Below are 22,649 nucleotides of genomic sequence, written 5' to 3'. Positions count from 1 at the left end.
GTCGCGGGTCAGGGGATCAGGCGGTCAGCGGGAACTCGCGGCCCAGCGCGGCGAAGACCGCCGAGTTGTGGGCGAAGGCCCGCCGGCACTCCTCCACGACGCGCTGCTTCTCGAGGTCGTCGACCGGCAGGGCGTCCAGCAGGCTCCGGTACTCGCGCTTGAACGCCGCGGGGTTGCCGATCGCGTCGAAGACGTAGAAGCGCACGCCGTCGCCCTTGCGGGAGAAGCCCCAGGTCTTCTCCGCGATGCCGCGGATGACCTGGCCGCCCGAGAGGTCGCCGAGGTAGCGGGTGTAGTGGTGGGCGACGTAGCCCGCCGGCCACGCGCGGGCGGTCTCGGTGACGCGGCGGGCGTACGCGAGGGTCTCGGGCAGCGCGCCGGCGCTGTCGCGCCAGCCGGGGGCGAGCAGGTGGTCCAGGTCGCGTTCCAGGGCGGCGACGCGCATCAGCTCCGGACGCAGGAAGGGCCCGGCCACGGGGTCGCCGGCCAGTTGCGCGGCGGTGTCCTCCAGCGCCCGGTAGACGAACCAGAGCTGCTCGGTGTAGCGCGCGTACGCTGCGACCCCCAGGCGGCCGCCGAGCAGGTCGCCGATGAACGTCGAGGTCTCGGCCTCGGTGTGCCGGTCGTGGCTGGCGGAGCGGATGACGGCCGAGAACGGTGCGGTCGCGGAGCCGTGGGCTGGCGTCAAGGGAATCCTCCTGCGTCGGGCCTGCAGGAATCGTTGCAACTTAGGGGACCCTAAGTCCATGGGTTGCCGACAACCTGTCGGGAAACCAGGTTAGCGCGGATCCGCCCTCCGGGGCGGACGGCGCGTCGTCCCGCGGGTGACGGTGGTCACGGAGGGGAGGCCGGTGCCGGTCGTCGCCCCGGGTGCCGCGGGCAGCGGGGACAAGCGGGGACAAGGGAAACGTGCCCGGATCCGCCCGGGACGGGGGACGCCCTGCAGGGGGACCCCGCGCGCGGCCGGAATGCGGACGGGGAGCAGGATGGTTTCCACCATCCGTGGATTCCGCTTACGGCCTTTCCCTCGTTACGTAGGGTGGAGCAAGGGTTCACGGGGCGAGGAAAGGGGCTCGATGGTCACCAAGGGCAGGTTGTCCGACTGGCTGCGCCGCAAGGCGGGGGAGCGCGGTGCCGGAGTGGACGGGGCCGCGGTCCGCGCGGCCGCCGGTGGCCGGAACGGGGACGACCTGCGCCGGGACGAGCTGCTCCTGGAAGCCGCGGACGCCGGCCTGCCGCTGGCGCCGGCCGCCCACCCGTCGCCCGTGTCCGGTTACCGCTGTTCCTGCGACCGGATCGGCTGCCCCACCCCGGGCACGCACCCCGTCTCCTTCGCCTGGCAGACCCAGGCCACCACGGACGCGGAGCAGGTCAGGCGCTGGCTGCGCGCGCACCCCCTGGCCAACTTCATCACCGCCACCGGCATCGCCCACGACGTCCTGGACGTACCCGCCGAGGCGGGCCGGATCGCCCTGGAGCGGCTGGCCGCCGAGGGTTCCGCGGCCGGGCCCGTCGCGGTCTCCGACGGGCGCATGCTGTTCTTCACCGCCACCCGTGCCACGGCCGACGAGGACGAGTGGTGGCCGTGCGAGCTGGACTGCCATCCCGAGACCCTCGACGAGCACCCGGGCCTGCGCTGGCACCACCGCGCCAGCTACGTGCTGCTCCCGCCCTCGCGTCTGCCCTCCGGCGCCACCGTCGCGTGGGTCGCCGGCCACGGCCCCGAGCAGGTGCTGCCCGACCCGCTGCCGCTGCTCGGGGTGCTGACCGACGCCTGCGCCCAGGTCGAGCCCGAGCCCGAGACGGCCGGCTGGCTGCACTGACCCCGGCCCGGGGGCCGTGAAGCGGTCGGGAGCCCGGCGGCCTCAGCCCTCGTCACCGACCGGAACCGCTGCGGACGGCCTGACGGCCGGCGCGCTGACCCTGCCGGGGCGCAGGAAGAGGAACATCGTGGGCGCGAGGTACAGCGCCCAGACCGCCACCTGCAGCCAGGTCGGGTCCGGCTGGAAGTTGAACACGCCCTTGAGCAGCGTCCCGTACCACGAGTCCGGCGGGATCTGGTCGCTGACGTCGAAGGCCTCGGTCCCCAGCCCCGGCAGCCAGCCGGCCTCCTGCAGGTCGTGGAAGCCGTACGCGAGCACGCCCGCCGCGACCACCACCAGCATGGCGCCGGTCCAGGTGAAGAACTTGGCCAGGTTGATGCGCAGCGCGCCCCGGTAGAACAGCCAGCCCAGCACCACCGAGGTCAGCAGGCCCAGCACCGCGCCCACCAGCGGGCGCACGCCGTCGTCGGTGGCCTGCACGGCGGTCCAGATGAACAGGGAGGTCTCCAGCCCCTCACGCCCCACGGCGAGGAAGGAGGTGATCACCAGTGCCCCGGTGCCCATGGCGATCGCGGCGTCCAGCTTGCCGTGGAGTTCGGCCTTCAGGTGCCGCGCGGTGCGCCGCATCCAGAAGACCATCCAGGTCACCAGGCCGACCGCGACGATCGACAGCGAACCGCCCAGCGCCTCCTGCGCCTCGAAGGTCAGCTCGGAGGAGCCGAACTGCAGGGCGGCGCCGAAGGCCATGCTCACCAGGACCGCGGTGCCGACGCCGAGCCAGACCGGCGGCAGCTTGTCCTTGCGGTCGGTCTTCACCAGGTACGCGACCAGGATGCAGACCACCAGGCTGGCCTCCAGGCCCTCACGGAGCCCGATCAGGTAGTTGGCGAACACCGCCGGTCACTTCCTCTCAGTCGTTCTGGAAGAGCTCGCGGCCCCACCAGTCGTCCTTGTCCCGGACGCCCGGCGGTACGGCGTAGACGGCCGAACCCACGTGCTGGATGTACTCGTTGAGGGAGTCGAGCTTCGCGAGCCGCATCTGCAGCGGCACGAAGCCGTCCCGGACGTCGCGCTGGTACGCGATGAAGAACAGCCCGGCGTCCAGGCGGCCCAGGCCGTCGGTGCCGTCGGTGAAGGAGTAGCCGCGGCGCAGGATCGTCACACCGCTGTTGTCCGGGTGCGCCAGCCGGACGTGCGCGTCCGGGAGCATCGCCTTGAAGTCCGGGGCGTCGTGCTCGCGCTGCCTGCCGATCGGAGCGCCCTCGCCCTTCGTCCGGCCGAAGATCTGCTCCTGCTCCTGCAGCGGGGTGCGGTCCCAGGTCTCGATGTGCATCCGGATGCGGCGGGCGACGAGGTACGAGCCGCCGGCCATCCAGGACGGGCCGTCCTTGGCGGACACCCACACGTGCTCGTCCTGGGTGGCCCTGTCGGAACCCGCGACGTTGTGCGTGCCGTCCTTGAAGCCCATCAGGTTGCGCGGGGTCTGCTCCTCGGGAGTGGTCGAGGAGGTCTTGCCGAAGCCGAGTTGCGACCAGCGCATCGCGACCTTGCCGAAGCCGATCCGGGCCAGGTTGCGGATGGCGTGCACGGCCACCTGCGGGTCGTCCGCGCAGGCCTGGACGCACAGGTCGCCGCCGCTGCGGTTCGGGTCGAGGGCGTCACCGGGGAACTTGGGCAGGTCCACCAGCGCCCCGGGGCGGTGCGCCTTCAGCCCGAAGCGGTCCGCGCCGTCCTTCGTCGTGAACAGTGAGGGGCCGAAGCCGATGGTGAGGGTGAGCCGGGAGGGCTGCAGGCCCAGCGCCTCACCGGTGTCGTCCGGCGGGGCCTCGGCGAGGCCTCCGACCGCGCCCTCGCCGACCGGCCGGCCCTGCGTCATCTTCCGGGCGGCGTCGGTCCATTCCTTCAGGAGCGCGACCAGTTCCCCGCGGTCCTCGGTCTTGACGTCGAAGGACGCGAAGTGGAGCCGGTCCTGCACCGGGGTCGTGATGCCGGCCTGGTTCTCCCCGTGGAAGGCGATCGCGCTGCCCGCGGCGCCCGCGGGCTGCACGTCGTCCCCGGAGCGGACCGCGGCCACGGCGCCGCCGGCCGCGGCGGCCGCGACGACGACACCCGCACCGGTCCAGCCGAGCACCTTACGACGCGACGTGACACTCTCATCGGACATGGTCCACAGCCCCCGGGGTTACTTGGCGACAGCCGAGGCGAGCTTCGACAGGGGCTCGGCGAGCGCGTTGACCGCGTCCGAGAGCTCCTTGCGCTGGTCCTTGCCGACGGTGTCGTAGGAGACGAACTCCGTGGTGCTGCCGCCCTTGCGGTACTTGTCGAGCAGCGCCGTCAGGGCCGGGAACTGCTTGTCGAGGTCGGCGGTGAGCGCCGCGTCGTTCTCGGCGGCGACCGGCTTCAGCAGTTCGTAGGCCTTCATCGCGCCCTCGACGTTGGCCTGAAAGTCCGACAGGTCGGTGTGGGAGTAGCGGTCCTCCTCACCGGTGATCTTGCCGGTGGCGACCTCGTCCAGCAGCTCCTTGGCGCCGTTGGCCATGCTGGTGGCGGTGATGTCGGCCTTGCCGACGCGGGTCTGCCAGTCCTTCAGGTCGGTGACGAGCTGGTCGGCGAGGGCGCCCTCCTCGGCCCCGGCCTTCTTGTCCTGCCACAAGGACTTCTCCAGCCGGTGCCAGCCGGTCCACTTCTGGCCGTCCTCCAGGCCGTCCTCGCGGGTGTCGGTCAGCGGGTCGATGTCGCCGAAGGACTCGGCGACCGGCTCGGTGCGCTCCCAGCCGACCCGGGAGGGCGCGAAGAGCGACTTGGCCTTCTCCACGTCGCCCGCCTTCACGGCGTCGGCGAACTGCTGGACCACCGGGATCGTCTGGTCGGCCTGCTCCTGGGCGTACTTGCGGTACGCGGCCACGGCGGCGTCCAGCCGCGGGTCGCTCTTGGCGGCGCCCTTGCCGGTGACGGTGATCTTCTGGCGGATGCCGTCGCCCTTCATGCCGGGCTTGCAGGCGATCTGGTACGTACCGGCCTTGATCTCGGCGGTGATGGTGGCCTTGGTGCCGGGGCCGATGTTCTCCCGCTCGGTCACGATCTGGTCGCTGGCCGTGTAGACGTAGACCTCGGTGACCTTGGAGCCCTTGTTCTCGACGGCCAGCTGCACGTGCCCGGCCGGGAAAGTCGTCCTGGAGACCTCGCACTTGGTGTCCGTCGCGGTCACCGTGACGGCGTCGGACGCCTTGCCGTCCGCCTTCTCCGCGCACCCGGTGACGGCGGTGACGGCGACCACTATGCCGGCGGCGGCTACTGCGGACATGCGGACGGCGGACATGCGGTCTCCAGGCGGCTCGGGAAGCTATGACTTAGGCAAGCCTCTCCTGTGAAAGGCTTGCCTAACCTATCCGAGGCCTATCGCGACACGGCCGCATTTCGGTAAAGGAATCCCCATGAGGAGGTCAAGGCAGCGTCAGGATCTCCGCGCCTGTGTCCGTCACCACAAGGGTGTGTTCAAACTGCGCGGTGCGCTTGCGGTCCTTGGTGACGACCGTCCAGCCGTCGTCCCAGATCTCGTACTCGTGGGTGCCCAGGGTCAGCATCGGCTCGATGGTGAAGGTCATGCCCGGCTTCATGGTCGTGGTCGCACGCGGGTCGTCGTAATGCGGGACGATCAGGCCGGAGTGGAAGGCGGTATTGATGCCGTGGCCCGTGAAGTCGCGCACGACACCGTAATCGAACCGTTTGGCGTAGGACTCGATGACCCGGCCGATCACATTGATCTGCCGTCCGGGCTTCACCGACTTGATGGCGCGATTCAGGGATTCCCGGGTGCGCTCCACCAACAGCCTTGATTCCTCGGCGACTTCGCCGACGAGATACGTGGCGTTGGTGTCCCCGTGCACTCCGTGGATGTAGGCGGTGACGTCCAGGTTGACGATGTCGCCGTCGCGCAGCCCCGTGGAGTCGGGGATGCCGTGGCAGATGACCTCGTTGATGGAGGAGCACAGGGACTTGGGGAAGCCCCGGTACCCGAGGTCCGAGGGGTAGGCCTGGTGGTCGCACATGTACTCGTGCGCGATCCGGTCCAGTTCGTCGGTGGTGACACCCGGCGCGATCGCCTTCGCCGCCTCCTCCATGGCCCGCGCGGCGATCCGCGAGGCGATCCGCATCTTCTCGATCGTCTCCGCCGACTGCACCTCCGGGCCGTCGTACGGCCGCGGCGCGGGCCTGCCCACGTACTCCGGACGCGGGATCGAGGCGGGCACGGGACGGGTGGGGGAGAGCTTGCCGGGAACCAGGACAGACATGTCAGCGAGTGTATCGGCGGCCGGTCGGGCAGCATGGCGGCAGGACGTCGTACGAGGAGGGACGATGGCGTTGTTCAGGCGAGTCCGCAAGCCCGCGGGGAAGCCCGGCGAGTGGTTCTACTGCATCGAGCACCACAAGGTCGAGGAGGGGCCGGAGTGCCCCGCCAAGGACCGGATGGGGCCGTACCCGAGCCGCGCGGACGCGGAGCGGGCGATGGAGACGGCCGCCGAGCGGAACCTGCAGTGGGAGAACGACCCGCGGTGGAAGGACCGCTCACGGGAGGGCGGGGAGGAGTGAGCCCGCCGGGGGCCGACGGGTGCACGATGGAAGGGTGAAGCTCGGGCTGGCCGGCGACACCATGCTCGGCCGCATGGTGGCCGCGCGGCTGGCCGAGGCCCCTCCGGAGGCGCTGTTCTCCGAGGAGGTCGTGGCCGTCGCGCGGGAGGCGGACCTCTTCGTCCTCAACCTGGAGTGCGCGATCTCCGACCGCGGTGAGCCCTGGCCCGACCCCTTCAAGCCCTTCTTCTTCCGTGCCCCGCCCGTCGCCGTGCGCGCCCTGACGCACCTGGGCGTGAGCTGCGTCAACCTGGCCAACAACCACGCCCTGGACTACGGCCGGACGGCGTTGCTGGACACGCTGGAGCACCTGGCCGCCGCGGGGATCGCCGCCGTCGGGGCCGGACCGGACGAGAGTGCGGCGCGCGCCCCGGCGGTGCTGGGCGGCCCCGGGGCCGCGGCGGGCCGTCCCAGCCTGGGCGTCGTCGGCGTCACCGACCATCCGGCGGAGTACGCCGCGGGACCGGACCGCCCCGGGGTGGCCTACGCGGACCTGCGCCAGGGCGTCCCGCGCTGGCTCACCGACGGCGTCGCGAGCCTGGGCGCGCGGACGGCGGCGGTGCTCGCCACCCCGCACTGGGGGCCCAACATGACCACCGGCCCGGCCCGCTACATCCGGGACGCCGCCGAGGCCCTGCGCACGGCGGGCGCCACACTCGTCGCGGGCAGTTCCGCGCACGTCTTCCACGGTGTGACGGACGGGGTGCTCTACGACCTCGGCGACTTCGTCGACGACTACGCGACCGATCCGCGGCTGCGCAACGACCGCGGCCTGTTCTTCCTCGTCACCTTCGACCCCGCCGGCCACCGCCCCGTCCGGCTGGAGGCGGTGCCGATCGCCCTCGACTTCTGCTTCACCCGGCTGGCCGACCGCGGTGAACGGGCCTGGATCGCCCGGCGGTTCCGGCGCGCCTGCGCCGGGTTCGGGCACCGGGTCACAGAGGAGGGCGGGCGGCTGGTGGTCCGCTGGGACGGCGAAGCTACCGACCCGTAGCACAGACGGCCCCCTCCTGTCCGAGATTCCGAACGGATTGAGGTCCAGACCAACGACGCTCCGTTTCCAAGGGCACGTGGACCGGATCCGACCGACGGCCGGTCGGAGGAAAGGGGCCCCCATGTCCAGGAAACGCACGATGAGCACCAAGCAGAAGATCGCGCTCATGACCGGCGCGGCCACCCTGGCCGGCGGCTTCGCCGTGGTGACCATGAGCATGGGTCATGCGTCGGTGGTGTGCGACGGGCTCGACCAGGCGCTGCGCAACAACGAGAGCTTCATCGCGGCCCAACGCGCCAATCCCGACTCCCAGTCGGCGGCCCGGATCGCCAACCGCGAGGCCGTGATCAAGCAGATCAACGTGCAGCGGGAGGCCTCCGGATGCGGTGCCGCGCAGGCGGCGCCCGCCGCCCCGGCCGGACAGGGTCAGGGTCAGAACCAGCAGGGCCAGAACCAGCAGGGCCAGAACCAGAACCAGGGTCAGGCCGCGCCGCCGGCCGGCGGCGCCGTCGGCCAGGTCGTCTGCGCGGGCTCGACGGTCACCCTCTCCGGCGAGAGCGGCGCGCCCGCCGCCTCCAGCAACCAGTTCCCGCTGGGCACCAAGCTCAAGGTGACCAACCTGGACAACAACAAGTCGACCACGGTGTCGGTGACGTCGACCTCGGGGAGTTGTGCGCTGCTGAACAACGCGGCCTTCGAACAGGTCCGGGAGCCCGGCAAGTTCCTGATCAGGAAGGCGCGCATCGAACGCGTCGGCTGACCGGGGGACCCCGCGGCCGGTCCGGGCCACTGCCGTACCAGGAAGCGGCAGTGGTCCGGACCTCTTGACGGGAGCACGACACTTCGCTTCAATCCGCGTGACAGGTCCAGACCAACGGTCCAGACCACTCGCACAGCGCAGCCCCCCGCCGCCCCCCACTGGGAGGTCACGTGCTCTTCCGTCGTCATGTCCCCCGTACCGGATCGCGCAGATCCCGCATCCTCGCCGGCGTCACCGCCGCCTTCCTCGCCGCCGCGGGCAGTCTGATCGCCCTGCCCGGCACCGCCCACGCCGCCAACCTCGTCGCCAACCCGGGCTTCGAGAGCGGCAGCCTCTCCGGCTGGTCCTGCTCCGGCGGATCGGTCGTCGGCAGCCCCGTGCACAGCGGCACCAAGGCACTCGCCGGCGCCGTCAGCAGCAGCGACACCGCCCAGTGCACCCAGACCGTCTCCGTGCAGCCCAACACCGCGTACTCGCTGACCGGTTGGGTGCGGGGCGCGTATGTCTACCTCGGGGTGACCGGCGGCGCGTCCACCTGGACCCCGTCCGCCGCCTCCTACACCCAGCTGACCGTCCCCTTCACCACCGGCGCCTCGCAGACCAGCGTCCAGATCTACGTGCACGGCTGGTACGCCCAGGGCACCTACAACGCCGACGACATCAGCCTCGACGGCCCCGGCGGCGGGGGCGGCGGTGACACCCAGGCGCCCACCGCGCCCAGCGGCCTGACCTCCACCGGCAAGACCTCCTCCAGCGTCTCGCTGTCCTGGAACGCCGCCACCGACAACACCGGCGTCACCAGTTACGACGTCTACCGCGGCAGCACCCTGGCCACCACCGTGACCGGCACCTCCGCCACCGTCACCGGCCTAGCCGCGAGCACCTCGTACACCTTCACCGTCAAGGCGCGCGACGCCGCGGGCAACACCTCCGCCGCCTCCAACGCCGTGACCGTCACCACCAACGCGGGCGGCGGCGGGGGCACCGGCTTCAAGCAGGCCGCGCCCTACCTCTACCTCGGCTGGGGCGACCCGCCGAGCCCGTCCACGGTGATGAGCGCCACCGGCATCAAGTGGTTCACGATGGCCTTCATCCTCTCCTCCGGCGGCTGCAACCCCGCCTGGGACGGCTCCCGGCCGCTGACCGGCGGCACCGACCAGTCCACGATCAACGCGATCCGCGCCGCGGGCGGTGACATCGTCCCGTCCATCGGCGGCTGGAGCGGCAACAAGCTCGGCCCCAACTGCTCCACGCCCGAGGCGCTCGCCGGCGCCTACCAGAAGGTGATCGACGCCTACGCCCTCAAGGCGATCGACGTCGACATCGAGAACACCGACGAGTTCGAGAGCGAGGTCGTCCAGGACCGCGTCCTGAACGCGCTCAAGATCGTCAAGCAGAACAACCCCGGCATCCGGACGATCGTCACCTTCGGCACGTCGACGACAGGCCCGAGTTACTGGGGCAACCGCCTCGTCGAGCGGGCCAACGCGCTCGGCGCCAACATCGACGTCTTCACGATCATGCCGTTCGACTTCGGCGGCGGCGCCGACATGTACGGCAACACCGTGAACGCCGCCGAGGGCCTGAAGGCCAAGCTGAAGTCCACCTTCGGCTGGGACGATGCCACCGCCTACGCCCACCTCGGCATCTCCGGCATGAACGGGCTGAGCGACCAGCAGGAGAACACCACCCCGGCCATCTGGACCCAGATCCGGGACTGGGCCAACTCCCACCAGATCGCCCGGCTCGCCTACTGGGCCGTCAACCGGGACCGCCCGTGCCCCGGCGGCGGCGTGACCAGCAACTGCTCCGGCATCAGCCAGAGCACCTGGCAGTTCACCTCGATCACCGCCGGCTTCACCGGCTGATCGGACCCCGCCCCCCACGGGTCAGGCGGCGGAGGACACCGTGTCCTCCGCCGCCTTCCGCATGTCCACGGCGTGCTCGTTGGTCCGGGCGTCGTACGCCATCAGCGTCGGCAGGCAGGCGGCCAGCGCCCCGACCGCCGCCACGCACGCCAGCCCGCCGGTCCACACCGAGGTGCGCAGGCCCAGCAGCGCGGCCGAGCCACCGGCCCGCACCTGGCCGAACTGGGGGCCGATGGTGAAGGAGAGCAGTTCGATGCCGGCCAGCCGGCCGCGCAGCGCGTCGGGGATGGTCTGGTTCCAGATCGTGGCCCGGAACACCCCGCTGACCATGTCGAACGCACCCGCCAGCGCCAGGAAGGCCAGCACCAGCCATACGTTGCGGGACCAGCCCGCCGCCGCCATGCACAGACCGAAGCCCGCCGCGGCGAGCACGATCGCCCGCCCGTGCCGGTGCACCCGGGAGGACCAGCCGCCGGTGAGGCTCATCAGCAGCGCACCCGCCGGCAGGGCCGCGTACATCAGGCCCAGCGACCAGGGCGCGCCCAGGTCGTCCGCCATGAAGGGGAACACGGCGATCGGGAACGCCAGACCGGTCGCCGCGATGTCCACCACGTAGGTGCCCAGCAGTTCCTTGCGGCTCCAGGCGTAGCGCGCCCCCTCCGCGATCGAGCGCAGCGAGGGGCGCTTCGCGTCGTGCGAGGGCGGTGAGGGCCGCAGCCCGAGGCCGAGGACGACCGAGAGGGCGAAGGTGAGGGCGTCGACGGCGTACGCCCACCGCAGGCCCGCGTACGCGATCAGCACACCCGCCAGGGAGGGCGCCGCGATCGCGCCGATCTGCCAGCGCAGCGCGTTCAGCGAGGCGGCGGCGGTCAGTTGCCCGTGCGGGACGATGCGCTGCACGATCGCGTCCAGGGCCGGCCGCTGGAGCCCGCCCAGCGCGCTGGTCAGCGCGGCGACCACGTACAACGGCCAGAGCACCGGCCGCGGCAGCAGGGCGTTGACCAGCAGCACGGCCGACAGCACCCCGAGGGCCGCCTCCGTCCACAGGATGAGCTTGCGCCGGTCCAGGGCGTCCGCGAGCGCCCCGCCGTAGAGGCCGCAGACGATGAGCGGCACCAGTTCGACGGCGCCGAGGGCGCCGACCGCGAGGGTGGAGCCGGTCAGCTCCTTGACCTGGACCGGGACGGCCACGAAGGTCAGGAAGCTGCCGAAGGTCGTGATCAGGCCCGCGCACCACATCAGGCGGAAGTCGCGCGAGGTCCGCCACGGTGCGAGGTCGGGAAGGAGTCTGGACACGAGGACGCATGCTCCGCGCGCTGGCCTCCCGGCGCAACCGGGTTTCTCCCTCCGCCGGGCACGGGCGGGGCACCGGCGGCCCGGTCAGCGCATCAGCCCCGCGGCCGCCAGCCGCTGCCGGACCACCGCGACGGCGGTGTCGTCCAGCGGGACCTGCGGGGGCGCCGTGGCCGCGCAGCCGATGACGCCGCGCAGCCGCAGCGCCGCCTTGAAGGCACCCAGCGCCGAGGAACTCGCGCCCATCGCGGCGGAGTCCGCCCCCGCGTCCACGATGGCGTAGAGCCGCGCGAGCCGGTCCTGCTCCGCCGCGGCCTCGCGCCAGCGTCCCGCGACGGCGTGCGCGTGGAGCCGTACGTAGCCGTGCGGATCCACGTTGCCGAGGCCGGGGACGACGCCGTGCGCGCCCGCCAGGAGGGCGCCGTCCACCGCGAGTTCGGACCCGGTGAGCAGCGCGAAGTGGGAGTCCAGGCCGCGGCGGCGCAACTCGGTGAGCAGCCGGCGCATGGGGCCGTCGGCGCCGCTGCTGTCCTTCAGGCCGGCCAGGGTGCCCTCCTCCGCGAGGGCCAGCACGGTCGCGGCGGGCAGCTTGGTGTGCACCGCCGAGGGGATGTCGTACGCGAACAGGGGCAGCCCGCCCGCCCCGTCCCGCACCCGCCGGAAGTGGTCGGCGATCTCCACCGGATGCGTCGCCGCGTAGAAGGGCGCGGTCGCCACCAGGGCGTCGGCGCCCGCAGCGACGGCGGCCCGCGCGTGCTCCAGGACACGCCGGGTGGTCATGTCGACGACGCCGGCGAGCACGGGCACCCGGCCCCCGACGGCCTCCACGACCGCGGTGAGCGCGGTGCGCCGCTGGGCGTCGGTGAGGAAGGCCGTCTCGCCGCTGGACCCCAGGGCGAAGACCCCGTGCACTCCGGCGGAGAGCACATGCCCGACCAGGGCGCGCAGGCCCTCGGTGTCCACGTCTCCCGTCTCCGTGAGCGGGGTGCACAGAGGTGGTACGACCCCGCGCAGCGGGCGGAGCGGATCGGTCCCGGTTGCGGTCATGGACCGCTTCCTACCAGCTCGCGGGCGGTGGCGACACCAACTGCTCGGCGAGCCGCGCGAGTCGGGGCAGCCGGTCCCGCAGCCGCACCCGGCGTCCGGCCGCCGCGCTGACCAGGTGCTGCAGCACGTCCATGCCGACCTCGGAGGGCTCCGGCGGCACGGTCAGCGCCTCGTGCGCCAGCCCGCGCAGCTCCGGGTCGCCCGCGTCCATCGCCAGCACCGTCGCGCCGGAGCGCCGCGCGTCCTCCACGCGCTCCAGCAGCCCGGCCTCGGCCCGCTCGGGGGTGACCACCAGCACCGTCTCGCCCCTGCGCGCCGCCTCCAGGCGGGCCGTCCCGACCGCGAGGTGCGCAGGCGCGCCCGGCGGCACGCGGTGCCGCACCAGCGTCGGCGACAGCTCCGGCAGCCCGCTCCAGGCGGCCTCGTCGTCCAGATGGGCCGCCATGTGCCAGGGCTCGTACTCCCCGCTGCCGACCAGCAGCAGCCCGCCCGCGGGCCCCCGGCGGACGGACCCGCGCAGGGAGCCGGCGAAGGACCGGGTCAGCTCCGGCCACTCGCTCCCGGACAGCAGTTCACGGACGACCTCGACCCGTACGGCATCCATGCACCGCATCCTCGCGGACCACGCACCGGCCCGGCCCCGCTTCGCGCCGTGCTCACCCGAACGGGGTCAGTCCGCGCCGCCCGCGGGCAGGGCCCTGGACACCCGCTCCCGTACGTCCGTGAAGTGCCGCCGCATGGCGGCCCTGGCCGCGCCCGCGTCCCCGGTGCGCAGCGCGCCGACGACGGCGCGGTGGTTGGCGACGACGCGCTCGACCGGGTCGTCGGCGGGCGCCAGGGCGGCGCCGACCTCGTGGTAGGCGCTCCGGAACAGGTCGACGAGCTGCAGCACGAGCTCGTTGCCGCAGGAGGCGTAGAGCAGCGCGTGGAAGGCCCGGTCCGCGTCGGGGTCGTCGACCATCCGGCCGGCGAGCGCGTCGAGTTCGTCCAGCCGCTGCGCCGGTATCGTCCCGGCGACCTCGCCTATCAGGCCGACCTCGAGCAGCTCGCGCACCGCGACGAGGTCGGCGAGGGCGCGCACCCGGGACCGCAGGTGGAAGGTGAGCGAGGGCATCAGCACCCGCAGCGGCGCCTCTCCGACGAACGTCCCCGTGCCGTGCCGGATCTCCACGATGCCGAGCGCCTGCAGCGCGCGCACCGCCTCGCGCACGCTGTTGCGGCTCGCACGGAGCAGGTCCATCAACTGCGGCTCGGTCGGCAGGGTGGCGCCGGGGGCGAGCCGCTGCTCGTGGATCAGCTCGATGATGCGGTCCTGGAGCCTCGGGCCGCGGCTCCTGCCGACGGTTCTGGTCACGGGCGGCCGCCTTTCCCTGTGCTGTCGTGCACTTTTGACGTTCCGTCAGCTGTCCCGTGCGGCCCGCACGGGACAAGGGACGTCCAGCGTCCACCCCGCGGCCGCGCATCGGGAGGCAACACCGATGTCATACCTCACATCCGTCGTCCCCCGAGCCAATACCGGCGTGTACGGGGGCTCTCACGCACCGCGGAGCGGCCGCGACGCGGGGCGGAGCGGGACGCGTCACAACGCCTGCGCGGGCCATGCACCGCCCCCACCTGGCAGGATCGCGGTATGACTGTTGACAGTGGCAATGAGACCCCCGCCCCCAAGGCCCCGGCGAAGGACCCCTGGGAGCTGCCGGACGTGTCCGGCCTCGTCGTCGGCGTCCTCGGCGGCACCGGCCCCCAGGGCCGCGGCCTGGCGTACCGGCTCGCCAAGGCCGGCCAGCAGGTGGTCATCGGCTCGCGCGCCGCGGACCGCGCCCAGGCCACGGCCGACCGGCTCGGCCTCGGGGTGCAGGGCGCCGACAACGCGGAGACCGCCCGCCGCAGCGACGTCGTCATCGTCGCCGTGCCGTGGGAGGGCCACGGCGAGACCCTCCAGGCGCTGCGCGGCGAACTCGCCGGCAAGCTCGTCGTCGACTGCGTCAACCCGCTGGGCTTCGACAAGCAGGGCGCCTACGCCCTGAAGCCGGAGGAGGGCAGCGCCGCCGAGCAGGCCGCCGCGATGCTGCCGGAGTCCCGCGTCACCGCCGCCTTCCACCACCTGTCCGCGGTGACCCTCGAGGACCCGGAGATCGACTCGATCGACACCGACGTCCTCGTGCTGGGCGACAGCCGTGCCGACACCGACCTGGTCCAGGCCCTGGCCGCGCGCATCCCCGGCATCCGCGGCGTCTTCGCCGGCCGGCTGCGGAACGCGCACCAGGTGGAGGCGCTGGTCGCCAACCTGATCTCGGTCAACCGCCGCTACAAGGCCCACGCCGGTCTGCGCCTGACCGACGTCTAGGCCCGCGGGGGCATGGGGGACAATGGGCGGGTTCGCGACCGACCCGACAGGAGCCGCCCCCCATGCCCCGCCTCGCCCTCTACGCGCTCGTCCTGTGCGCGCTCGCCGTGGCCGCCGCCGTCGTGTCCTTCGTGGAGGGCAGCTGGCTCGGTGTCTTCTGGATCCTGATCGCGGGTCTCACCAGCAACATGTGCTGGTACTACCTGCGCAAGGCGAAGGCCGAGCGGGAGTCCGCCGAGCAGCGGATCACTGGCTGAACGGGTCGCCCTTCCAGAACTGGAAGAAGGCGTAGCCCAGGCTCGACAGCCAGTCCGGGATCCCGAAGAGCGCCATCACCGAGTCGACGAAGCCGAAGAACGCGGAGTTGACCTCGGGGATCCACAGCACACCGAAGACGGCCAGCAGTCCGAACTGCCCGAACGGCTCCAGCTGGCGCCGCGTCCGGTACGACAGCCAGGGCTCGATCACGCCGTAGCCGTCCAGGCCCGGCACCGGCAGCAGGTTCAGGATCGCCGCCGTGACCTGCAGCATCGCCAGGAACGCCAGCGCGGACGCGAAGGGCGCGTGGGCCTGGTCCAGAGAGACGACGCCGAAGGTGAAGGGCAGCATCAGGGCGATCGCGAACAGCACGTTGGTCAGCGGGCCCGCGGCCGAGATGAGGCTGTGCTTCCAGCGGCCGCGGATCCTGCCCCGCTCGATGAAGACGGCGCCGCCGGGCAGGCCGATGCCACCCAGGATCACGAAGATCACCGGCAGCACGATGCTCAGCAGCGCGTGCGTGTACTTCAGCGGGTTCAGGGTCAGGTAGCCCTTGGCCCCTATCGAGATGTCGCCGCCGTGCAGCGCGGTACGGGCGTGCGCGTACTCGTGCAGGCACAGGGAGACGATCCAGCCGGACACGACGAACAGGAACACGGCGAAGCCGGTGCTGGTGGAGAAGTCCGTCCACACCGCCCAGCCCGACACGGCCATGATCGCGGCCAGGCCCAGGAAGATCGGGCTGATCTGCCGTTCACTGCGGGTTGCTGCGGTGGTCATCGTGCGGGCTCCTGCGGAGGCGGTGCGGCATCGGTCGTGGTGCTGGCCGCCCGATCATGCCATCCGGCCGCCGCCGGGCACACCCACGGCGGGATAACGCCCCGGCGACGCCGGACGTTCCTGCGGCCCGTCGGCGACGCCCGGGTCGCGACCGCGTTGCGATACGTCATCGATCGCACCCGCTCCGTCGCCGCTGGGGTCACGGCGGGCGCACCCTGAAGTCGTCCGGGGCCGGGGGGCCCGAGGACGGGGTCAGGACGGGGGAGCCATGACGTGGAAGAGGTTCGCCGTGCCGGCGCTGCTCGGCATCGCCGTGTGCGGCACGCTGACCGGGTGCACCGTGCCGGTGGCGGGTACCACCGGTATCGCCGTGAGCGAGGACGGCAGGCCGTTGGGTGTGATAGTGGTCTGCCACGACCACATCGACGGGGCCACGCTGTACGACTCCGACGCGGATGACGCCTCGGCTCGCCTCGGCAGGTGGAGCCGCGGCAAGCCGGCCACGGGGTTCACGGTGTGGTCGCTGGAGAGCGGCGGCAGGGGCTGGAGCGCAGAGGTGCCGGCGTCCGCCCCCTTCCCACCGCACCGTACGTACAGCCTGTACGGCTGGACCCGGGACGCCTCTTGGTCGACGGCGCACGTGAGGTTCACGGCGGCACAGTTCGCCGGGCTCGAGCCCGGTCAGGTCCGCTGGTTCAAGGGCATGGGGGAGCCGGGCACCGACGGGGATGGCAACGCCACGACGTCGATGGGGGAGTTCCGGGCGGACGCGTGCGAAGGTATGTGACCGGTTCTTCGTCTGCGGCGCCGTTGTGGTTGCGGTTGGGGTTTCTCCCCCGCCCTAGGCGCAACGAAGCCGCACACAACCGCCGGGCAGCCCGGCGCAGCCGCCCGCAGGCGCAAACAACCCGCACACGACAACGGGCCGCAATCACAACCCGGGGGCGGACTCGCTCGCCGCTCGGACAGAATGGGGGCGTGCGTTACGGCATTCTCGGGACGACCCAGGCTCACCGCGGCGACGGCACCGTCGTGCCGCTGGCCGGTACGCGGCTGAGGGCGCTGCTCGCCGCGCTGGCGCTGCGCCCCGGGCGGGTGCGGACCACCGAGGCGCTGATCGACGAGGTGTGGGAGGGCGAACCACCCGCCGACGCGACCGGGGCGTTGCAGGCCCTGGTCGCCCGGTTGCGCCGGGCCGTGGGTCATGAGGCCGTCGGCTCGGTGGACGGCGGCTACCGCCTGGTCGCCGCGCCGGACGCCGTGGACCTGTACCGCTTCGAGCGGCTCGTGGAGGACGGCGGCCGGGCGCTCGCCGACGGCGACGCCGCCAAGGCCGCCGAGGCGCTGGACTCCGCGTTGGCGCTGTGGCGCGGCCCGGTGCTCGCCGACCTTCCGGACCGTGGGTCCGTCGCGCCCCGCTACGACGCGTTGCGGCTGGACGCCCGGCGGCTGCGGATCACCGCCGAGGTGGCGCTCGGCCGCGCCGAGCAGGTGCTGCCGGAGGCGGTGGAGCTGGCGGTGGCCCATCCGCTGAACGAGGCGGTGCAGGTGCTGCGGCTGCGTGCGCTGCGCGAGGCGGGCCGGGGCGCCGACGCGCTGGTGGCGTACGAGGAGGTGCGGCGCGAGCTCGCCGACACGCTGGGCACCGATCCGGGCCCGGAGCTGCGCGCCCTCCACGCCGAGCTGCTGAATCCTTCCGTCCCCGCCCCCGCCAGGGACGCCGCATCGGCGCCGCCCTCAGGGAGCCCGGCGCGGCTCGGCAACGCGCGGGCCCGGCTGACCAGTTTCGTCGGCCGCGAGGCGGACCTGTCCGCGATCGCCGCGGATCTGGCGGTAGCGCGGCTGGTCACCGTCACGGGCCCCGGCGGCACCGGCAAGACCCGCCTGTCGCAGGAGGCCGGCGACCTGGTCGCCGGGCGCTGGCCGGACGGCGTCTGGTTCGCGGAACTGGCTCCCGTGGAGGACCCGCGCACCGTGGCCGTCGCCGTGGTGAACGCGCTGGGCCTGCGCGAGACGCTGCTGCACGCGGCCTCGGCGACCGAGGCGGCGCTGGCCGCAGAGGCGAAGGGGGCCGTGGCCAAGGACCCGCTGCTGCAGCTCACCGAGTACTGCGCGGAGCGCCGCATGCTGCTGGTCCTGGACAACTGCGAGCACGTGATCGGCGCCGCCGCGGAGCTCGCGGAGCGGCTGCTCGCGCACTGCCCCGGTGTGGCGGTGCTGGCCACCAGCCGCGAACCGCTCGGCGTGCCCGGCGAGCTGATCCGGCCGCTGGACCCGCTGCCGCAGACCCCCGCCCTGCGGCTGCTCGCCGACCGCGGCGCGGCGGCCCGCCCCGGCTTCACCCCGGACGAGGACCCGGAGGCCTGCGCTGAGCTGTGCCGCAGGCTCGACGGACTGCCGCTCGCCATCGAACTGGCCGCGGCCCGGCTCCGGATGATGACGCCCCGCCAGCTCGCGGACCGGCTCGACGACCGCTTCCGCATCCTCACCGCGGGCAGCCGCACCGTGCTGCCCCGGCAGCAGACGCTGCGCGCGGTCGTCGACTGGAGCTGGGGCCTGCTCAGCGAGGCCGAACGGACCGTGCTGCGACGCTTCGCCGTGTTCGCCGGCGGCTGGGACCTGGCCGCCGCCGAGGCGGTGTGCGGCGAGGACGGCGGCGACGTGGACGCCCGTGACGTCGCCTCCGTCCTGGCCTCGCTCGTCGACAAGTCGCTGGTCGTCGCCGACCTCGCCGAGGACGGCGCGCGCTACCGGATGCTGGAGACGATCGGCGAGTACGCGGCCGAACGCCTCGACGAGGCCGGTGAGCGCGACACCGTGGGGCGCCGCCACACCACGTACTTCCGCGAGTACGTGCGCACCGCCGACCCCGAGCTGCGCGGGCCGCGCCAACTGCTCTGGCTGGACCGGCTGGAGCGCGAGCACGAGAACCTGCGGGCGGCGATCCGCCGGGCGGTGGACACCGGGGACGAGCAGGAGGCGCTCTGCCTGGTGCTGGCCTGCAGCTGGTTCTGGGAGATGCGCAACTATCGCAGCGAGATCGGCCACTGGCCGGCCGTGGTGGCCGCGATGAGCCCGGTGGACGCCTTCGCCGAGCCGCTGCGGCTCCCGCCGCTGGACCGCGGGCCGCTGGAGGACCCGCTGCCGATGACGCCGCGGCAACTCACCGAGGCGCGGCGCTGGGTGCGCACCGGCGAGGTGCTGGCGTACATGGGCGAGCACGACGTGTGGAACGATCCGAGGCTGGTCGGGCTGGGCGAGGCGATCATCGAGGCCTACCCGCCGGAGCTGCCGCAGGCCAGCATGCGTCCCGGGCTGTTCCGCGTGCTCGGCGCGATGCTGACCGGTCGCTTCGACCGCATGCCCGAGCTCATCGACGGCACGGTGGAGAGCTGCCGGCTGCACGGCCGGGTGTGGGAGCTGGCGTTCGCGCTGCAGTTCCGCGCCAAGGTGATGAACGACGTGGAGGGCCGGCTCGACGCCTCCATGGACGACATCCGCGAGGCCAGGGAGCTGTTCGGCCGGGTCGGCGACGACTGGGGCATGGCCGAGGCGCTGGCGGCGGAGGCCGAGGCGAGCGCCAACGCCGGCGACTGGGCGCGTGCCGCGGACAGCTGCCGCCTGGCCATCGAACTCGCCCGCAAGCTCGGCGCGTACCAGCACGTGCCGATCATGATGGTCCGCCTCGGCGACGCCCTCGCCAACGCCGGCGACCTGGAGGAGGGGGAACGGCTGATCCGCGCGGGAGTCGCCGAGGCCGCGTCCTTCCGGCCGGTGGGCGACGACGCGGGCTACTACGGCAGGGTGCTGCTCATCGCCCTGCTCGCCCGGCGCGGTGAACTGGACGAGGCCTTCGCGCTGCTCGACGCCATGCAGGCCGACCCGCCGCGCGGCATGCCCTCGTTCATCGTCGGACTGCTCGCCGCCATCCGCGGCTGGCTCACCGGCATGGCGGGCGACCCGTACGGGGGGCTGCGCCATCTCGCGGAGTCCGTCGCCTACATGGAGGGGCATCCGCTCAGCCCGGTCATCGGGCCGCGCATGGGCGTGCTGCTCTTCCCGCCGGGCGTCGCGCTCTTCACCGGGATCGCCGGGCTGCGCAGCGGCGACGACGTCCGCGGCCCCGCGCGCCGCGCCGCGGTGGTGCTGGGCGCGCACGACGCGCTGCGGCAGACCGCCTGCACCCCGTGGGAGCGGACGAGCATGGACGAGGACGCGGTGCGGCTGCGCGGGCACCTGGGCGAGGAGGACTTCGCGGCGGCCTACCGCGGGGGCCGGGGGCTCACCTTCCCCGAGGCGGTCGAGCTGCTGCGCGAGCCCGTCTGACGCGTCCTCAACCCGCCTTCTTGCGGGGCGTCGTCTTCTTCGCCGCGGTCTTCTTGGCCGCCGCCTTCTTCGCGGGGGCCTTCCCGGCGGCCGCCTTCTTCGCCGGGGCCTTGCCGGAGGCGGTCTTCTTCGCTCCGGCCTTCTCCCCGCCGCGGGCGTCGATGCTGGCCTGGAGCGCGGCCATCAGGTCCACCACGTTGTCGGGGGCGGCGGCGACCTCGGCCATCTCGGGGACGGGTTCGCCCTCCAGCCGGGCGGCGACGAGCTCGTCCAGCGCGTGCTGGTACTCGTCGTGCATCGACTCCAGGTCGAAGTCCTCGGAAAGGGTGTCCATCAGGCTCTGCGCCATCTTCAGCTCCTGCGGCCGCACGGTGACCTTCTCCGGCGGCGCCAGCCCCTCCGCGGCGCGGAGCTCGTCGGGCCAGTACATCGTGTGCAGGACCAGCACGTCCTGGTGGACGCGCAGCAGCGCCAAGGACTCGCGGGTGCGCAGCGCGATCTTGGTGACGGCGGCCTTGCCGCTGCTGCTCAGGGCCTCGCGGAGCAGGACGTACGGCTTGGCGGCGGCGGTCTCCGCGCCGACGTAGTAGGCCCGCGACAGGGACAGCGGGTCGATCTCGTCGGCGTCGACGAAGGCGAGCACGTCGATCAGCTTCTTGCTGGGCAGGGGGAGGGCGGCCAGGTCCTCGTCGGTGAGCACCACCGTGCGGCCGGTCTCGTCCTCGTACCCCTTGGCGATCTCCGCGTAGGGGACCTCCTTGCCCTCCTTCTCGCAGTACCGCTTCATGCGGATGCGGCCGCCGTCCTCGGCGTGCACCTGGTGCAGGGAGACGCCGTGCTCCTCGGTGGCCGCGTAGAGCTTGACCGGAATGGAGACCAGCCCGAAGCCGATCGCACCTTTCCACATGGATCGCATACTTTCGTCCCTTTCCGGGGACTTTCCAGACTATGCCCGCCCCGTCAGCCTCGCCCGACCGGCAGACGGTCGAGGTGGACGGCCGCCGTGTGGTCCTCACCCACCTGGACAAGGTCGTCTTCCCGGTCACCGGTCACACCAAGGCACAGCTGCTGCAGTACTACGCCCGTGTCGCCCCGGTGCTGGTGCCGCACGCCGCCGGTCGCCTCGCCTCCTTCGTCCGCGCCCCCGAGGGCCCGCACGCCCAGCGCTGGTTCGCCAAACGCCCGCCCAGTGGCACGCCCGACTGGGTGACCACCGCCGGGGAGGCCGACGAGCCGCACATCGTCGTCGACTCCACCCCGGCCCTGGTCACCATGGCCAACCTCGGCGCCTGGGAGGTGCACGTCCCGCAGTGGACCGTGGCGGGCGGACGCGACGCCCACGACCGCCTCGTCCTCGACCTCGACCCCGGCGAGGGCGCCGACCTCGTCCTGTGCTGCCGGGTCGCCGAACGCCTGCGGCAGATGATGGAGGACGACGGGCTCGTCTCCTTCCCCGTGACCTCCGGCAGCAAGGGGCTCCACCTCTACGCGCCGCTGCGACCCGCCACCGAGGCAGCCGCCACGGGCTACGCCAAGGCACTCGCCGCCCGCATGCGCGACGAGCACCCCGGCCTCGTCGTGTTCTCCATGACGCGCAGCCTGCGCGCCGGGAAGGTCTTCATCGACTGGTCCCAGAACGCCTCCGCGAAGACCACCGCCTGCCCCTACACCCTGCGGCTGCGCGACCGCCCCGGCGTCGCCGCGCCCCTCACCTGGGACGAGGTCGCCTCCTGCCGGAAGGCGGAGGACCTCGCCTTCACCCCGGAGGAGGTCCTGCAGCGCACCGCCGACCACGGCGACCCGCTGGCCGCCCTGGACGACCCCGCCGGCCGCGGCACCCTGCCGTGACGGGCGCCCCCTCGTGACCGATCCCCTCCCGCTCCCCGTGCGCGTCGCCCTCGCCCGCCGCGTCGACACCGTACCCGCGGCCGACGCCCTCCCCGGCGGCTGCGCCTACGAGCCGAAGTTCGACGGCCACCGCATGGTCGTGCTCACCGACCCCGTACGCCTGCAGACCCGTTCCGGCCGGCTCGTGACCCCCACCTTCCCCGAGATCGCGGAAGCCGCCGGGGCCCTGCCGGCCGGCACCGTCCTCGACGGCGAGGTCGTCATCTGGCGGGACGGCCGCGTCGACTTCGGCGCCCTCCAGCGCCGCGCCCTGCGCGGGTCGCGCCGCCGTACCGACCTCCCCGCCAACTACGCGGCCTTCGACCTGCTCGCCACCGCCGGTACCGACCTGCGCGGCCGGCCGTACCACGAACGCCGCGCGGCCCTCGTCGCGCTGCTGGAACCGCTCGGGCCGCCGCTGCAGGCCGTGCCCATGACGACCGACCGCGACGAGGCCGTCCACTGGTACGCCTCGCTCGCCCCGGCCGGCATCGAGGGCCTCGTCGTCAAGGGCCGCGGTCAGCGCTACCGCCCCGACCGCCGCGACTGGCTCAAGCTCCGCCACGCCGTCCCGCAGGACGCCGAGGCCATCGGCTTCACCGGCACCCCCCGCGCCCCCCGCGCCCTCGTCCTCGAC

The 22,649-nt window shown here is 72.9% G+C and carries 22 protein-coding genes; 11 read left to right on the top strand and 11 right to left on the bottom strand.

Features of this window, described 5'->3' with window-relative positions:
- Window positions 1-16 precede the first annotated feature (16 nt).
- Window positions 17-688, bottom strand: a complete 672-nt coding sequence (locus tag PV341_RS14895; RefSeq protein WP_500322237.1) for a biliverdin-producing heme oxygenase — start codon at window positions 686-688, stop codon at window positions 17-19.
- Window positions 689-1,076: 388 nt separating this feature from the next.
- Here PV341_RS14895 and PV341_RS14890 point away from each other — a divergent pair, with 388 nt between their 5' ends.
- The gene (locus tag PV341_RS14890) at window positions 1,077-1,823 is read left to right on the top strand and encodes a bifunctional DNA primase/polymerase (protein WP_500322238.1); all 747 of its coding nucleotides are present in this window, start codon (window positions 1,077-1,079) and stop codon (window positions 1,821-1,823) included.
- Window positions 1,824-1,865: 42 nt separating this feature from the next.
- Here PV341_RS14890 and efeU read toward each other — a convergent pair whose 3' ends face one another.
- From efeU to map, 4 genes are all read right to left on the bottom strand, one after another.
- A complete protein-coding gene (efeU, locus tag PV341_RS14885; protein ID WP_500322239.1) occupies window positions 1,866-2,717 on the bottom strand; it encodes an iron uptake transporter permease EfeU in 852 nt (283 codons plus the stop codon).
- 16 nt (window positions 2,718-2,733) lie between these two features.
- Window positions 2,734-3,987 carry an iron uptake transporter deferrochelatase/peroxidase subunit gene (efeB, locus tag PV341_RS14880; protein ID WP_500358030.1) on the bottom strand — a complete coding sequence of 418 codons (1,254 nt, stop codon included), beginning with the start codon at window positions 3,985-3,987 and terminating at the stop codon, window positions 2,734-2,736.
- Window positions 3,988-4,005: 18 nt separating this feature from the next.
- Window positions 4,006-5,142 (bottom strand): iron uptake system protein EfeO, encoded by a 1,137-nt coding sequence (gene efeO, locus PV341_RS14875; RefSeq protein WP_500322241.1) that lies wholly within the window; start codon window positions 5,140-5,142, stop codon window positions 4,006-4,008.
- A 124-nt stretch (window positions 5,143-5,266) separates the two neighbouring features.
- Window positions 5,267-6,115 (bottom strand): type I methionyl aminopeptidase, encoded by an 849-nt coding sequence (map, locus tag PV341_RS14870; RefSeq protein WP_500322242.1) that lies wholly within the window; start codon window positions 6,113-6,115, stop codon window positions 5,267-5,269.
- Window positions 6,116-6,179: 64 nt separating this feature from the next.
- On the opposite strand from map, the gene PV341_RS14865 reads away from it, so the two are divergent.
- The 4 genes from PV341_RS14865 (at window position 6,180) to PV341_RS14850 (ending at window position 10,074) form a co-directional block, all read left to right on the top strand.
- Window positions 6,180-6,413: a hypothetical protein gene (locus PV341_RS14865; RefSeq protein WP_499511552.1), complete on the top strand. Its 234-nt coding sequence runs from the start codon at window positions 6,180-6,182 to the stop codon at window positions 6,411-6,413.
- 34 nt (window positions 6,414-6,447) lie between these two features.
- Entirely contained in the window at window positions 6,448-7,446 is a 999-nt protein-coding gene (locus PV341_RS14860) for a CapA family protein (RefSeq protein WP_500358028.1), read from the top strand.
- 121 nt (window positions 7,447-7,567) lie between these two features.
- Window positions 7,568-8,206 carry an SCO2207 family protein gene (locus tag PV341_RS14855; protein ID WP_500358026.1) on the top strand — a complete coding sequence of 213 codons (639 nt, stop codon included), beginning with the start codon at window positions 7,568-7,570 and terminating at the stop codon, window positions 8,204-8,206.
- A gap of 170 nt (window positions 8,207-8,376) precedes the next feature.
- Window positions 8,377-10,074, top strand: a complete 1,698-nt coding sequence (locus tag PV341_RS14850) for a carbohydrate binding domain-containing protein (RefSeq protein WP_500358024.1) — start codon at window positions 8,377-8,379, stop codon at window positions 10,072-10,074.
- Window positions 10,075-10,095: 21 nt separating this feature from the next.
- On the opposite strand, the gene PV341_RS14845 is transcribed toward PV341_RS14850, so the two are convergent.
- From PV341_RS14845 to PV341_RS14830, 4 genes are all read right to left on the bottom strand, one after another.
- A complete protein-coding gene (locus tag PV341_RS14845) occupies window positions 10,096-11,370 on the bottom strand; it encodes an MFS transporter (protein WP_500358022.1) in 1,275 nt (424 codons plus the stop codon).
- Between the two features lie 84 nt (window positions 11,371-11,454).
- The gene (locus tag PV341_RS14840; RefSeq protein ID WP_500358020.1) at window positions 11,455-12,414 is read right to left on the bottom strand and encodes a dihydrodipicolinate synthase family protein; all 960 of its coding nucleotides are present in this window, start codon (window positions 12,412-12,414) and stop codon (window positions 11,455-11,457) included.
- A gap of 10 nt (window positions 12,415-12,424) precedes the next feature.
- Window positions 12,425-13,018 carry a hypothetical protein gene (locus tag PV341_RS14835; protein ID WP_500322250.1) on the bottom strand — a complete coding sequence of 198 codons (594 nt, stop codon included), beginning with the start codon at window positions 13,016-13,018 and terminating at the stop codon, window positions 12,425-12,427.
- Between the two features lie 66 nt (window positions 13,019-13,084).
- Window positions 13,085-13,768: a FadR/GntR family transcriptional regulator gene (locus tag PV341_RS14830; RefSeq protein ID WP_500358018.1), complete on the bottom strand. Its 684-nt coding sequence runs from the start codon at window positions 13,766-13,768 to the stop codon at window positions 13,085-13,087.
- Between the two features lie 276 nt (window positions 13,769-14,044).
- On the opposite strand from PV341_RS14830, the gene npdG reads away from it, so the two are divergent.
- Together npdG and PV341_RS14820 are read left to right on the top strand one after the other, a co-directional pair.
- Window positions 14,045-14,761 (top strand): NADPH-dependent F420 reductase, encoded by a 717-nt coding sequence (npdG, locus tag PV341_RS14825; RefSeq protein ID WP_500358017.1) that lies wholly within the window; start codon window positions 14,045-14,047, stop codon window positions 14,759-14,761.
- Between the two features lie 62 nt (window positions 14,762-14,823).
- On the top strand, window positions 14,824-15,018 hold the full coding sequence (locus tag PV341_RS14820; protein WP_499511543.1) for a hypothetical protein: 195 nt from the start codon (window positions 14,824-14,826) through the stop codon (window positions 15,016-15,018).
- Here PV341_RS14820 and PV341_RS14815 read toward each other — a convergent pair.
- Window positions 15,008-15,799, bottom strand: a complete 792-nt coding sequence (locus PV341_RS14815; protein ID WP_500322255.1) for a site-2 protease family protein — start codon at window positions 15,797-15,799, stop codon at window positions 15,008-15,010. The genes PV341_RS14820 and PV341_RS14815 overlap by 11 nt on opposite strands.
- Window positions 15,800-16,067: 268 nt before the next feature.
- Between PV341_RS14815 and PV341_RS14810 the strand changes: the two genes are divergently transcribed.
- Both PV341_RS14810 and PV341_RS14805 read left to right on the top strand, forming a co-directional pair.
- The gene (locus PV341_RS14810; protein WP_500322256.1) at window positions 16,068-16,586 is read left to right on the top strand and encodes a hypothetical protein; all 519 of its coding nucleotides are present in this window, start codon (window positions 16,068-16,070) and stop codon (window positions 16,584-16,586) included.
- Between the two features lie 191 nt (window positions 16,587-16,777).
- Complete coding sequence (locus PV341_RS14805) at window positions 16,778-20,125, top strand: ATP-binding protein (protein ID WP_500358015.1); 3,348 nt, start codon at window positions 16,778-16,780, stop codon at window positions 20,123-20,125.
- Window positions 20,126-20,132: 7 nt separating this feature from the next.
- On the opposite strand, the gene ku is transcribed toward PV341_RS14805, so the two are convergent.
- On the bottom strand, window positions 20,133-21,032 hold the full coding sequence (gene ku, locus PV341_RS14800) for a non-homologous end joining protein Ku (RefSeq protein WP_500322258.1): 900 nt from the start codon (window positions 21,030-21,032) through the stop codon (window positions 20,133-20,135).
- A 41-nt stretch (window positions 21,033-21,073) separates the two neighbouring features.
- Between ku and ligD the strand changes: the two genes are divergently transcribed.
- Window positions 21,074-21,973 (top strand): non-homologous end-joining DNA ligase, encoded by a 900-nt coding sequence (ligD, locus tag PV341_RS14795; RefSeq protein ID WP_500322259.1) that lies wholly within the window; start codon window positions 21,074-21,076, stop codon window positions 21,971-21,973.
- Window positions 21,974-21,986: 13 nt separating this feature from the next.
- Window positions 21,987-22,649 (top strand): ATP-dependent DNA ligase (locus PV341_RS14790; RefSeq protein WP_500358014.1); only part of this gene is annotated, 663 nt, incomplete at its 3' end.

The sequence above is a fragment of the Streptomyces sp. PA03-1a genome (assembly GCF_033792805.1).
Classification (GTDB): Bacteria; Actinomycetota; Actinomycetes; order Streptomycetales; family Streptomycetaceae; genus Actinacidiphila.
The sequence above is the reverse complement of the archived record's forward strand: the minus strand, read 5'-3'. Positions and strand labels throughout refer to the sequence as shown.